Here is a 13719-nt window from a genome sequence, read left to right on the forward strand (position 1 = left end):
GGGAATGAAAAAAATCCTAATCTTCGGTATGAATGAGAACCCAGGCGGGGTGGAATCTTTCTTGATGAATTATGTCAGACGTTTTGACCGCTCCAAGCTTGGTATTGATTTTTTGTGTAATTCCATGAATCCCATCGCCTACGAAGACGAACTTCTTGGCCTTGGTTTGAATGTCTTTCACATTACTGCCCGCAGTAAAAATCCAATTAAATACTATCGTGAACTTGCGACCTTTTTCAAGGAACATGCCAAGGATTACGATGCCATTTGGGTTAATATCAATAGCCTAGCTAATATTGACTATCTCAAACTAGCTAAGAAATATGGGATTCCTGTGCGGATTGTCCATAGCCACAATAGTCAAAACATGAACAATTACTTGCGGGGTCAGCTCCATGCCTTCAATAAAAAACGGATTGCCAACTGGGCGACAGATTTCTGGGCTTGTGCCGATAAGGCAGCCACTTGGTTCTACCAAGATCAGCCCCTCCAGCAGGCAAAGATTATTCCAAATGCTATTGATATTGAGGCTTCCCGTTTTTCTGAGCAAGCTCGGCAAAAGATTCGTCAGCAGTATGGGCTTGAGGACGCCTATGTCATCGGTAATGTTGGCCGGCTCCACTTCCAAAAAAATCAGGACTTTATGATTAAGGTTTTTGCTGAGCTGGTTAAATCCAAGCCTCAAGCGCGGTTAGTTTTGATTGGTCAAGGAGATGATGAAGCCATGCTTAAGGCTCTGGCTCAAGATTTGGGCGTGGCTGACAAGGTGATTTTTGCTGGTGTGCAAAAGAATGTGTCAGAATGGCTCAGCGCCTTTGACCTCTTTTTCTTCCCATCTAAATTTGAAGGCCTGCCTCTGGCTCCTTTTGAAGCCCAGGCTAATGGCCTGCCAGTCCTAGCCTCGAAAGAAGGGGTCCCAAAGGAAATCGCGGTTACACCAAATGTTCATTTTGCTTCCTTGCAAAAGTCATCTAAGGACTGGGCTGACTTGATTGAGAGACTGTCAGAAGAAGCTGAACGCCTTCCTGAGCAAGAAATCGCTCACTATTTTCAAAATTCTGGTTATGATATTCGCTTTGCTGCCAAAGATTTGCAGGGTGAGTTATTGAAGCTTCTTGACCTGAGAGAAAGAGAGAAAAGAGACGATGGCCGAAATTGACTTTGTGGTTACTTGGGTGGATGGTCAAGATCCTGCTTGGTTAAAAACTAAATCCAAGTATGAGCCTGCAACTAGCGTGACAACCAAAGAGAGTGATAGTGAAAATCGTTATCGTGTTGTGAATAGTTTTCGCTATTGGTTTCGATCCGTTGAAAAATATGCTCCTTGGGTTAATAAGATTTTCTTTGTGACTTATGGACATGTTCCTGACTGGTTAGACACCAGCCATCCCAAGTTGTGCCTAGTCCGCCACGAGGACTACATTCCCAAGGACTATCTACCAACCTTTAATTCCAATGTGATTGAGCTCAACCTTCATCGAATTTCTGATTTGAGTGAGCATTTTGTCCTCTTTAGTGATGATATGATTCTAAATCAACCTCTTAAACCGGATGATTTTTTCCACAAGGGTTTACCAAGGCTGCTGGCAATCTATCGGCCTATCGTTGCTCAAAGTGAATTTAGCCATATTGAGGTTAATAACACGCGTTTCCTCAATAAATATTTTTTTGGGAAACCTAATTTCAAAAAGCATCTGGGCAAGTATTTCAATTATCGTTATGGCAAGTTCAACCTTTATAATTTTCTCAGCCTCTTTTACTCGGGAATTATGGGTTATGAGGATGCCCATGTTGGTCTTCCTTCTCTCAAATCTACCTATGCGGATGTTTGGGAAAAGGAGGGGACATACTTAGACGAGATGTGTCATAATCGTTTTCGCAGTAGCCAAGACCTCAATCATTGGGCTATGAGCTATTGGAATATTGAGACTAATCGCTTTTATCCTCAGACGATTAAGATTGGCAAGTACGTTCCTATCGCTGATAGGGATGAGATTGCTAAAATTGTTGGTGGCTCGTCCTATAAGATGGTTTGTATCAATGACGATGAAAGTTCGGTTGATTTTCAAGCGGAGAATGCTTGGATTGAACAAGTTCTAGCTGAAAAGATTCCTGAAAAGAGTTCCTTTGAAAAATAAAGTAGAGAATAAATAATGAAGAAATATCAAATTGTTGAAGTGTGTGGTTCAGATAATCAGCACGCTGGGAGTAAGGCAACTAGCGATATTTTTAAGATTGCAGAGCCACTGGGATTTGAGCCTGTTTATATTAAGCAAGGCTTACCAAAGTCTGGCCTCTTAGTCAAGCTAGTCAATCAGTGGCACTATTATAGCAACTGGAAACAGGCTTTCCATTCTATCCATGCAGGTAGCCTCCTGCTTTTGCAGCATCCCTTTCATCACCGTCAACTAGGGCGTGAGAAGTTTTTGCGACGTTTAAAGGAGGAAAAGCAGGTTCGTTTTATCTGCCTGGTTCACGATGTAGAGGAACTGCGTAATGTTTCCTACCTGAACAATGACCAGCATAAGAAGGAATTTGATTTCATGCTGGAGCTGGCCGACCAGCTGATCGTCCATAACCAGGCCATGAAGGAATTTTTCTTGTCTAAGGGTCTACCTGAGGGTAAGCTGGTGGTCTTGGGTATTTTTGATTATTTAACGGAGCTTGAACCCGATGAAGCCCGATTTTCTAAGTCGGTGACCATCGCAGGAAATCTTAGTCCTTACAAGAGCCCCTACATCGAAAAGATTGGGGATCTTGAGGGGATCAGCTTTGACCTCTATGGGCCTAACTATGTCCAGCAGGACTCTGGAGAGCAAGTGTGTTACCACGGTTCCTTTCCACCTGACCAGCTGCCTAGCCAGTTGAAGCAAGGCTTTGGTCTGGTTTGGGATGGGGATTCCATTGATGAGTGCAATGGCCCCTTCGGCAACTATCTGCGCTACAACAATCCCCACAAGCTTTCCCTCTATATTGCTTCTGGTCTGCCAGTAATCGTATGGAGTCAGGCGGCTTTGGCAGGCTTTGTTGAGGAGCGAGGCCTAGGGCTTGTTGTTGATAGTCTGAGGGAAATATCGCTAATTTTAGCGAAATTAGACCAAACTACCTATCATACCTATGCTCAAAATTGTTTAAGTCTGAGCCAAGAATTACGCTCGGGTCTTTATAGTCAAAATGCATTAGACCAGGCTCAAGCTAGAATTAGCCAATGATTGGCTTAGCTTTCTGAATATAGTGAAAGAATATGAGAAATAAATACTTAATAGATTTTATCAGAGATGATACTAATACAGCAGCTTCTAAGGCTGAGCGAGATATTAGTAGTTTCTTGAAAACGATTGGCTTTTTGGGTATTAATTACGACATGAGCTTGCCTCGGGCCATCAAGAGTTTGGGAGAAGATTATATCCTTGCTAAGAAAATAAAGTGCATTGAGGCTGACGACATCTGCTTGATGCAATATTCTATGTTCGGTCGGCCTTCCCTGAAAAAACTCATGAAAAAGTTGGCCTTTAATCGCCACAAGATTCTTCTGGTTCATGATATCGAAAGTCTGCGGGAGCAAATGGGAACTAGTGGGATTGCTGAGGAGCTGGCTCTCTTACAGGAGGCTCAATGCCTGATTGTCCATAATGACAAGATGGCCGATTGGCTGAGGGAGCAGGGGCTAAAAGTGCCTATGATTTCTTTGGAGATTTTTGATTATGCCCAGCCAGTTGACCTGAAAGAAGTAAGGGTGCAGAACGATTGGAAGACCGTCGTCTTTGCAGGAAACCTAGATAAGAGTTCTTTCTTGCGCCAACTCAAAACCCAAACGCCTTTCTATCTCTACGGCCTCAAGAGCCATGACCAGGCTTATCAAGAGAACCTGACCTACTGTGGCTCCAAAACCTCTACAGAAATTCCATCAGTTGTGAGTCAGTATGGCTTTGGACTAGTTTGGGATGGACCTGGCATTGATTCCTGTCAAGGCGCTGTCGGTAACTATATGCGCTACAATAATCCCCACAAGACCTCACTCTATCTCAGCAGCAATCTACCAGTCATCATTGGGAAAGAGGCAGCCTTAGCTGGCTTTGTTGAAGAACACGGTCTAGGTCTGACCCTCGATTCGCTTGAAGAATTGGACGACCGTCTAGCTCGGCTGAGCCAGGCCGATTACGACCAGATGAAGACCAACTGCCAAGCCATGGGCCAAAGGTTAAGGAATGGTTACTACAGTATCAAGGCCACCCAAGAAGCGGTGGAAGTGGTTGGGAAATATTAATTATAAGGAGAAAGCATTTCATGAAACGTATTCAATGGTTGGATTTTGGTAAGGGATTTACCATCTTCCTCGTTCTAGTTGGTCATGTTTTCAAGGGTATGCAGCAATCTGGTGCTTTTGAAGCCTATCATGCCAGCTTTCAATTTATCATCCAATGCTTTTGTATCTTCCATATCCCAGTTTTCTTTGCCCTGTCTGGCTATCTTTTTAAGCCGGTCAAGAATTTGTCGGCCTATCCTAAGTATGCTCTCAAGAAGTCCCTGGCTCTTTTGGTACCCTATGTGCTCTTTTGCGTTACCTATTTCTTTTTCCAGAAATTAGGCGGTACTAGCGTTCGGGAAGGAACTTCCCTAGCAGATTTGCTGGCTATTTATAAGAGCCCTATTGCGGTTTCTTGGTACCTCTATATTCTCTGGGGTGTCAGCCTCTATGTTGGCCTGCTCTCGGTCTTTATCAAGGATAAGACCAAGCTCCTAGCACTGACAGCCCTGACTAGTCTGGCAAGCTATCCCCTGCACTCTTCTATCTTCCTCTTGCAGGGTACCCTGCTTTGGTCTGGTATTTATGGTTTGGGAAGCTATTTCAGTCAGATTTCCTTTGAAAATTTTTCCAAGGGCTTGGGCAAGAAAGTCTTGCTAATTTTAACCTTGCTGGGTCTTTATCTCCTTTGGTGGACTCAATTTGATTTTAAGGAGGGCGTGAGCTATCAAACACCAGGCTTGGAAGGAATCGCCTTTATTCTCAGCGTTTTCCTAGCCTTCCTCATTTATCCAAAACTGCCCCACACCGGTTTCTTTAACTATTTTGCGGATAAGGGAAAATCTAGCCTGATTATCTATATTTTTCACTCGCCCGTCCTCAGCGCTATTCGGATAATCCTCCTGCGCCTGGGCCTCCATAGCATGATTCTCCATGTCCTGATTGGCATTGTCGGTGGTTGGTTAATCAGCCTCTTCATTGCCTATCTTTTCAACAAAATCAAGTTCCTTAATTTCTTTGTCGCCCCGACCAAGTATATTAGGGTGTAGGCTGGAATTATTTTCGGTTTTACAATAACTGGTCTTTGCTAGGGTGAGAATTGACAGAATTTAAAAGGTACTTTATAACAATGCACATGATATACTGACAAGCGAAACGCAAATGACAGATATGAGATATGCGTTTTTTGTGTATGACAAGTAAAGGAAGTGCTTTTTATAGCTATAACGGATAAGAGCCTTGATATCATTGTTCAAGACGAGGCTGAAATGAAAAAAAGTTTTATCTATTATTAACGGGTATTAACGGGAAAAAGCCTGCTAGCCAAGAGGCGAAGGATAGAATTGCGGCATTAAATCAACACAAGGTCAAAGAGGAAGTTTTTAGTGCCAGAAATAATTGATTATGGATCTTGGTTAGGTGATATAAAGAAAGCTTCATCTCTCTTTGATTGTGGTGATAGTCACGTTAATGATTATTTTAAAAAAGGAAGTGGGAATGATTCTTCGCGAAGATTATTGCTATATGTTTCGGAAAATCAGATTTTAGGTTTTGTTACTGTTTCGTTGGCCAATCTTAAAGTGTCAATTCAAAACCATAATGAAATTGAAACAGATGCTGTTCTTTATATTAATGGGCTAGGTGTTGACCGAAAACACCATAGAGAAAAAATTGGCAGTCACCTTTTACAGGTTGCCTTTAGCATATCCTTATCCATTGATATGATGGCGCCAATTAAGGGTGTTTATCTCGTGGCATTAAGAGAAGCTATGGATTTTTGCGATGAATTCGAATTCACCTACCTCAGTAGAGACCCCATGTCCGATTTTAACTCAAAAGAGTTTCCTATGTTTTTATCTATTGAAACAATAAAAGATTTAGGAATATTACCATATTTAAATGCTTATGAATTGAACGATGAGTAACGGTCACCTTGGTCGAAAGACTGAGGTCTTTTGTTTTCTTGTTCAAAATTCGCTATAAGTATAAAAAGCAGGCACCAGTAGTGCATCTCCATTTTTTGAACGAAAAATAGTTTTTGCCCCAGCCTCTTCATTAGAGTATCATTCCTTACTTTCATACATGCATGAAACCATAGGACGCTGAACTCAATTAGCCTTATAAATTAGCCTTATACTAGATAATATAATAGAGTAAGAACCTATCAAATTTCAGCTATATCTTGAAAGATATCTGACAATTTCGCAAGCATGCTCAGAATATCAATAACTATTATTGATAGTTACCTTACTTTTGTTAAAAATTCCAAAAATTATCTTTTGTTTTACTTAAACATAACATCGAATCAACATTTTTGTTTTGTATTGAAAAAAAACTAAAAAATGTTTTAATATTAAAATATATCTGATAGGTGAGTCGGTACCGTTATATCTACTAGGTATAATTTAAAAATTTTATTAGGAGACAGTTTTTATGAACTCATTAGTATTTGAAGATTTTGAAATTGCAACGACAGATTATCTTTCTGAAACAGAAGCGGGTGGTCTTCTTTTAGGTGTTTTAGGAGCAGCAGCAGGCGGAGTTGGTGGCTTCTTCACGGGCGGAGTTGCTGGAGCAGCTGTTGGAACAGTGACTCTTCCGGTTGTTGGAACAATTGCAGGAACTACAGCTGGTGCTATCGGCGGAGCAGCAACTGGTGCTGCTACACTAGGAATAGCTGGTGCTAGTGTTAATACTTGGGGTAAGTGGATTTAATTGCTAAAATAAACACGGTTATGATACTGTGCAAAAAGATAGGAATTTTTCTAAGTAATAAAAACTCTTTTCCAGCATCCCTACTTTGCTGAAAATTGATTACATAGCTATGTTTTAATTTAAAGGAGATGCACAATGTTATCATCCAAGTTTTCCTGGTTTGTTTTAGCGAGTTACCTTATTTTAATACTTATTCCTGTGTTGTTTCCACATATAAAAAATATTAAACTTATTATATTTTCTATACTACTGTTAGAAACTATACTAGTAATAGTTCTTTATTTAAAAGGCAAGTATTTTAGTTAGAGTTAGAAGTATATACCGGTATTTATCGTCGGCTCTTTGTCAACCGTGTAGTGAAATGACAAGGGCTCAAATTCGAGAGAGAATCAGATTGGTTCTCTCTTTTATGTTATGGTGTTTAAAGAAAAAGGTGAAGTTCTTGCAACGTGTGCTGATCCATGTTTTGATTGGTATTGTCGGCGGTTGGCTGATAAGCCTCTTTATTGCCCATCTCTTCAACAAAATCAAGTTCCTTAATTTCTTTGTCGCCCCGACCAGGTATGTTAAGGTATAAGGAGAAGATTATTTCAACTTTTGTATTGCAAACACACAGTGCGTGTGTTAGAATATAGTTGAGATGACAATCCCCCCACATCCATTATGGACAGATACGTCTGACGTGGGGCTTTTTTGTACAAAGGAGAAGTAATGAGTGAGCGACCAGTTGCACTTTCATGGGAAGAACAATTAAAATTTTTTAAAGATAGGGGAATGAAAGTTCGTGAAACTGATATTGATAAACTTAAAAATATTAGCTATTATCGATTAAAAGAGTTTGCTCGCCCTCTAGCTACAATGACAAACAATCAAGACCAACTAGAGATTAGTTACAACGGTATAGAATTTAGAGAAGTTCTTACTCGCTATTACCAAGATAAGAATTTGAGGATTAATCTCCTGCATGCCATTGAAAAAAATGAGGTCTCAGTTAAAACAAGGGTCTCTTATGTTTTAGGGACCCAGTATGGTGCATTTGGCTATCTGGATTTTTCTTCTTGGTCTAATAAAAAGAAATTTTCCCGCTTTGAGATTGAAAAGAAACAGTACTCGATCAAGAAGCGGATGTTAAAGATTCTAAGTCACAGTCAATTATCAGATCTAAAAAATAAAAGGAATTTAGATAAAGACGGTTTCCCATCGGTTTGGCTAGGTATTGATTTGATGATGTTTGGAGATTTGGTTGCTATGCTAACAATAATGGGTGAGGCTAACTTAAGACAGGTCGCTTCTTATTACAAGTGTAGTGGCGAAGAACTCGTTTCATGGATGAAGTGTTTAAATTTCATCAGAAATATTTGTGCTCACAATTCTAATTTAATTGACCTTAAGATAACAACCAAGCCAAAAATTAGAAAAGAGTGGCGGGAGTACCTATATTTTATTGAAAACAAAAATGGGGGACAAACCACTAAAAAACCTTCCAATAAGTTAGCAGTTATTATCATTATAGTTGTTGAATTAGTTAACCAAATCAATTCAAAATACAAATGGCAAAATATCCAATCCAGTATTTGTAATCTGTGTAAGAATGAAGAACGGGCATTCTTACTTGGATTCTCTTCATTAGATTCTGCCAGGAAAATTACAAGTTTGGTAAAAAACAATCGCTAAGTATTAATTAAATATGCACAACAGCCTTGGCATAGTTTGGGGCTTTGTTTTTTTCTAAATGGTTTTAAAGGACATAAGTAAATTAATTAATAGTAATCAACAAAGGAGGTCTTCAGGCCAATTATACCGATATTATTTAGAATTGCTCTTTCATGTGAAATATAGAAAATTAATTATAAGTAAGAGAGGTAGAAGTATGTTGTACCCAAAAAATCTCGAAGACAAGATTGCTAGCCAGTCCCTGCACGATATTCTTCAGGTGGAAAAATCTCTAGACCTAGCTTTAGAAGATTTGCAGTTTGGCAAGGTTGAAACCAGCGATAGCTTGGCTGATTTCAAAAAGCAGATGATGGTTCTGGTAGATTCAAGTACAAGTGATAGTGGTAAAATCTGGGGATATTCAAAGAAAAATACTAAAGGAGAATAAAGATGACAGCAGCAGAACTCTGGCGGGAATTTTTGGAGCAAAAGCAGGCTCAAGGCTATGAAGCAGAGGCCTTCCAGTTCTATGAAGCCTTTCAATTTGGCATAGAAGATAAAATGATTGACGATTTGGCTCAACTGATCAAGGATAGTATCAAGACAGCGACAGCTTCGGCCTATCCTATGTATGAGTTGGAAGGAGCAGCCCTGCCTCAAGCCGATACTTATAGTATCGTCCTTGGCAGTCATGGGGAGGCTGTCTGTTTGATTAGAACGACAGATGTAACTCTTGTGCCCTTTGATCAGGTCAGCGCACAACACGCCTATAAAGAAGGGGAAGGTGACCGTTCCTTGGCTTATTGGCGCCAGGTTCATGAAGATTTCTTCAAGCAGGAATTAGCGCAAGTCGATTTGTCCTTCACTTCGCAGATGCTGGTCGTCTGTGAAGAATTTCAAGTCGTAAAAATTGTTGAATGAGTAGTCAGTTCAGGCTGCTTTTTTTCTTGCTTTAGAATTAAGAAAGCTGACAGCTAGACCAATTTTAACTGGTTAGCTACCTTAATTTTTCCTAGTTTTCTAGCAAATAAATAAGTAATTTATGATAAAATTAAATTTATAGAGTGAATTTTTTTCTGCTAAGGATTGACGAGGAGTTGGACTCTTTGCGAACGCCTCTCAGCAAATAAATTAGCAGAGATGTGACGATGTTTATGACGGGAGAATAGACATGGTTGGACAAGAAAAATGGATTAAGACAGCAGATGGAACCTTTGTTTTTGTGGAGATTTTCGGTCAGGGGCAGCCTCTGGTCTTCCTCCACGGCAACAGTTCCAGCAGTCGCTATTTTAAGCAGCAGGTAGCCTTTTTTGCCCAGAATTATCAGGTCATTGTGGTTGATAGTCGTGGGCATGGTCGAACTCGGGCTGTGGCGAAGACTATTTCGTTTGAGCAGATGGCTGATGACCTGCATCAGGTTTTTGTGATTTTAGGCATCAAGACAGCTATCCTAGTTGGTCACAGCGATGGTGCCAATTTGGCTATGATTTTCCAGCAGAAGTACCCCCAAGCTGTAGAAGGCATGTTACTAAATTCGGGAAATATCACAACTAAGGCCCTGCATTTTGCTGATAGACTTTTGACTTGGCTGGCTTATGGTTTTTTAGCGATCTTGTCCCCAGTTTTTCCTAGTTTCAAGGCTAAAAGCCGAGTAATCCATCTCATGTTGCAAGATTTGACTGTTAAGCGGGGAGATTTGGCAGCAGTGAGAGTACCGGTATTAGTTTTGGTGGGCAACCATGATGTTATCAAAGTTTCCTATTCCAAAGCGCTAGCTTCCTATTTTCCCAAGGGAATTTTCTATCCGCTCAAGGGATTCGGCCATAATATTGTTAAGAAAGATTCACAAACCTTTAATCGAATAACCAACCAGTTTATCAAGCATATATTGTTAGGAGTTCCTTTTGAAAGCCGTTCTTGAAAAAATCAAGCCCCTTACCTCTATTATTAAAACTGTCTTCTTTGTTTCCATTATTCTCTTGATTATCATGGAAATCCTCCATCTGAGGCGAACGATTTCCGTGACGCAACTCAAGGCAGCTCTGGGTGGGGTGTCTCCTCTCAATATTATTTTGATATTTCTTATTGGTGCTATAGCCGTCTTGCCAACGACAGGTTACGATTTTGTCCTCAATAGGATTTTGAAAACAGATAAGTCTAAGGGGTATATTTTACAGACTTCTTGGTGTATCAATACCTTTAATAATTTATCTGGTTTTGGCGGCCTGATTGATATCGGTCTTCGGTTGGCTTTCTATGGTCAAAAAGGGGAAGAAGAGCGGGATCTTCAGCAGGTAACTACTTTCTTGCCATATCTGATTTCTGGTCTCTCCTTTGTCAGTCTGGTTTCTCTAGGACTGACCTATTTTTATGGAGTCGACCGTTCGGGGATTCCTTACTATGACATTGTCTTGGTTGGGGCTAGTCTCTATTTCCCTATTCTTTATTGGTTGACGGGCCGCAAGACCAAGAACTACTTTGCTAATATGCCTGTCAAGACAAGGAATCGTCTGGGCATTGTCTCCTTCTTTGAGTGGTCCTGTGCAGCGACAGCCTTTATCATTATCGGCCGTTTGATGGGGATTGATATGCCGATCTCTGTCACCCTGCCTTTCTTTGCTATTGGTTGTGCTGTCGGTATTATTTCTCTGATTCCTGGAGCTCTGGGAAGTTTTGACTTTATCGTTCTGACCGGCCTGTCTGCTCATGGCTTGCCCAAGGAAACAGTCCTAGCTTGGCTGCTCCTCTATCGCTTGGCTTATTATGTCATTCCTTTCTTTCTGGGAATTATCTTTTTTATCAAGCATCTGGGTGGTAAAATCAATCAAAAATACAATGCCGTTCCCAAAGAAATGCTGGAGAAAGCCATCCATACCATTACCATCAACTTGATTCGCTGGCTGGGCATTCTTTTGGCCCTATCTACAGTCTTTTTTGAAAATCTAGACTATATTCCTTGGCTGTCATCCTTTGATCCCCTGCAAAGACAAGTGATTTGGCAGTGTCCAGGTCTGGTGCTTGGTGTCTGTTTTATCCTTCTAGCTCGGACCGTTCAAAAAAAGGTCAAGCTGGCTTTTCCTTTAACCATGCTTTGGCTGGTGCTGACCTTGATTTATGTTGACTTTGGAGCCATTAGCTGGGGCTTTTCCACTATGATTCTCCTCTCTATGCTGGCTATGGTTCTAGTTCGTCCTCAACTCTATAAAAAGCAATTTATCTATTCTTGGGAAGCAAGAACCAAGGACACCTTGGTCATAGCTGTGACCCTGATTTTGCTCTTTACCCTAGCGGGGGTTATCTTCCCTGTCCGCGCCCAGGAGTTGCACGATATAGTGGAACGGCACAGACCAATTAGTCCTGATTCTTACTTGCTCACACGTCGAATAGTCTTGATTTTAACCCTTGTTATCACGGTCTGTTACTGGCTCTTGATGCGAATTGTTCAAGGCCGCAAAATCAAGTTGGGCACGCCCTTCCAAGCCGATCGTTATCGTGACTTGCTTGCGACCTATGGTGGACAAGGTGACAGCGCCTTAGCCTTTCTGGGAGACAAACGGCTCTTTTGGTACCAAAAGGACGGTCAGGATCGTGTAGCCTTCCAGTTCGCTATCCGCAATAATAAATGCTTGGTCATGGGAGAACCAGCTGGTAATGAGGCCGATGTAGAAGAAGCCATTTCCTACTTCATTGATAAGGCTGATCGGCTGGATTATGACCTAATTTTCTACAGTATCGGTCAGAAGCTGACCCTATATCTGCATGAATTTGGCTTTGAATTTATGAAGGTGGGGGAAAATGCTCTGGTTGATCTAGACAATTTCACCCTGCGAGGGAACAAGTACAAGCCTTTTCGCAATGCTCTTAATCGGGTAGAGAAAGATGGCTTTAGTTTTGAAGTTGTCGAGGCTCCCCACAGTCCAGAGCTCTTAGCGGAAGCCAGGGCTATCTCAGATACCTGGTTGCACAAGCGACCTGAAAAAGGTTTTTCTTTGGGGTACTTCGATGAAGCTTACCTGCAAGAATCGTCCCTAGCTCTAGTTCGTAATCAAGAAGGCAAGATGGTTGCTTTTGCTAATGTTATGCCCAATTATCAAGACAATATTGCTTCAATTGATATGATGCGCTATGATAAGGACTTGATTCCAAATGGGGTCATGGACTATCTCTTCATCTCCCTTTTTGTTCACTTTAGAGAGGCGGGAGTAGGCTATTTCGACCTAGGGATGGCGCCCTTGTCTGGTGTCGGTCAAGCAGAAGAGTCTTTCTTACAAGAAAGATTGGCCTATCTGGTTTACCATTTTGGCAGCCATTTCTATTCCTTCGAGGGCCTTTATCGCTATAAAGAAAAGTTCACCCCGCTTTGGGATCAACGCTATGTTTCCTATTCTCGCAGTTCCTGGGTCAGCTATGTTCTTATGACTCTAGTGCTAGAAGACCGTGTGACTCGGAATTAAACATGAAAGCCAGCCGTAAATTTCAAGTCATAGCTGAGCATCTTGGAGTTCCTGAAGTAGCTTTGGACTATTGAAGCCCTCACAATTTAATAGACAAATGACCTTCCAGTCAAGAGGCTGGGAGGTCTTTAATTTTCTTAGAGATTGGCGGTGCAGGTTTGGGCTCTTAGGTAAGCCTAAGTTTTCTAACCCATAGTTTTCTAAGAGAAATTTATAGCTAAACATAAAAAATATAGATTATGCAGAGGCCTAGAGAAAGGGTATTATGGTTTCATAAAGAGCGACAGTCAGATAAGAGAGTCGATAATGCTTGATTATCTGACTTAGTAAGAAGTTTAGGCAAACCACCCTAGTGGTTGCCGTAGGAAATGAAGCTGTGACAAAATCCTCACTTCCTTACTTTTTCAACATCAAACAGTTTGACGCAGCGGTTGATTGGAAGTACTTGTCCCCTTCGGGACAGCATCCTTCCTAATCAACTGTGCGGGGGTGAGACGACAAAATCGATTTCAAAGAAATCACGATTTTTGTCTCACTCCCATTTCCTTAACTTATTGAAAGGAACTCGCCTACATCACTGTGGAAAAAGAAGAAGCTTCCTAGATGCTTAATCGCATCTGCGTCTCCTTCCCTATTTTCCTGTGTGGTGCT

The 13719-nt window shown here is 41.1% G+C and carries 13 protein-coding genes and 1 pseudogene; 13 read left to right on the forward strand and 1 reads right to left on the reverse strand.

Translation table 11 applies throughout. The annotated features are described in order from the left end of the window. Window positions 1-4 precede the first annotated feature (4 nt). The 13 genes from BS63_RS0101250 to mprF all read left to right on the forward strand — a co-directional run bounded on the left by BS63_RS0101250 (window position 5) and on the right by mprF (window position 13068). Window positions 5-1159 carry a glycosyltransferase family 1 protein gene (locus BS63_RS0101250; RefSeq protein WP_002962328.1) on the forward strand — a complete coding sequence of 385 codons (1155 nt, stop codon included), beginning with the start codon at window positions 5-7 and terminating at the stop codon, window positions 1157-1159. Beyond that, window positions 1146-2138, forward strand: a complete 993-nt coding sequence (locus tag BS63_RS0101255) for a stealth family protein (protein WP_002962327.1) — start codon at window positions 1146-1148, stop codon at window positions 2136-2138. The genes BS63_RS0101250 and BS63_RS0101255 overlap by 14 nt, the downstream gene beginning before the upstream one ends. A gap of 15 nt (window positions 2139-2153) precedes the next feature. Continuing rightward, window positions 2154-3212 (forward strand): sugar transferase, encoded by a 1059-nt coding sequence (locus tag BS63_RS0101260; RefSeq protein ID WP_028798389.1) that lies wholly within the window; start codon window positions 2154-2156, stop codon window positions 3210-3212. 32 nt (window positions 3213-3244) lie between these two features. Continuing rightward, the gene (locus tag BS63_RS0101265; protein WP_028798390.1) at window positions 3245-4267 is read left to right on the forward strand and encodes a glycosyltransferase; all 1023 of its coding nucleotides are present in this window, start codon (window positions 3245-3247) and stop codon (window positions 4265-4267) included. A 20-nt stretch (window positions 4268-4287) separates the two neighbouring features. Continuing rightward, a complete protein-coding gene (locus BS63_RS0101270; protein WP_019777100.1) occupies window positions 4288-5295 on the forward strand; it encodes an acyltransferase family protein in 1008 nt (335 codons plus the stop codon). 336 nt (window positions 5296-5631) lie between these two features. Next, window positions 5632-6171 carry a GNAT family N-acetyltransferase gene (locus BS63_RS0101275; RefSeq protein ID WP_002963407.1) on the forward strand — a complete coding sequence of 180 codons (540 nt, stop codon included), beginning with the start codon at window positions 5632-5634 and terminating at the stop codon, window positions 6169-6171. Between the two features lie 508 nt (window positions 6172-6679). After that, window positions 6680-6961 (forward strand): hypothetical protein, encoded by a 282-nt coding sequence (locus BS63_RS0101280; RefSeq protein ID WP_002963408.1) that lies wholly within the window; start codon window positions 6680-6682, stop codon window positions 6959-6961. A 442-nt stretch (window positions 6962-7403) separates the two neighbouring features. Then, the gene (locus BS63_RS1000000112360) at window positions 7404-7538 is read left to right on the forward strand and encodes a hypothetical protein (protein ID WP_275425170.1); all 135 of its coding nucleotides are present in this window, start codon (window positions 7404-7406) and stop codon (window positions 7536-7538) included. Window positions 7539-7672: 134 nt separating this feature from the next. Further along, complete coding sequence (locus tag BS63_RS0101295; RefSeq protein ID WP_002962827.1) at window positions 7673-8635, forward strand: Abi family protein; 963 nt, start codon at window positions 7673-7675, stop codon at window positions 8633-8635. 196 nt (window positions 8636-8831) lie between these two features. Further along, entirely contained in the window at window positions 8832-9062 is a 231-nt protein-coding gene (locus tag BS63_RS0101300) for a hypothetical protein (RefSeq protein WP_002962826.1), read from the forward strand. A 2-nt stretch (window positions 9063-9064) separates the two neighbouring features. Further along, window positions 9065-9535 carry an ASCH domain-containing protein gene (locus BS63_RS0101305; RefSeq protein ID WP_002962825.1) on the forward strand — a complete coding sequence of 157 codons (471 nt, stop codon included), beginning with the start codon at window positions 9065-9067 and terminating at the stop codon, window positions 9533-9535. Window positions 9536-9785: 250 nt separating this feature from the next. Beyond that, window positions 9786-10535, forward strand: coding sequence for an alpha/beta fold hydrolase (locus tag BS63_RS0101310; protein ID WP_002962824.1), 750 nt, complete (start codon window positions 9786-9788; stop codon window positions 10533-10535). Next, a complete protein-coding gene (gene mprF, locus BS63_RS0101315; RefSeq protein ID WP_019776614.1) occupies window positions 10519-13068 on the forward strand; it encodes a bifunctional lysylphosphatidylglycerol flippase/synthetase MprF in 2550 nt (849 codons plus the stop codon). The genes BS63_RS0101310 and mprF overlap by 17 nt, the downstream gene beginning before the upstream one ends. Here the strand turns inward: mprF and BS63_RS1000000111595 are convergent. After that, window positions 13065-13293, reverse strand: a pseudogene (locus BS63_RS1000000111595) (hypothetical protein). The gene mprF and the pseudogene BS63_RS1000000111595 overlap by 4 nt on opposite strands. Window positions 13294-13719 lie beyond the last annotated feature (426 nt).

The organism is Streptococcus sobrinus DSM 20742 = ATCC 33478 (assembly GCF_000686605.1).
GTDB lineage: Bacteria > Bacillota > Bacilli > Lactobacillales > Streptococcaceae > Streptococcus > Streptococcus sobrinus.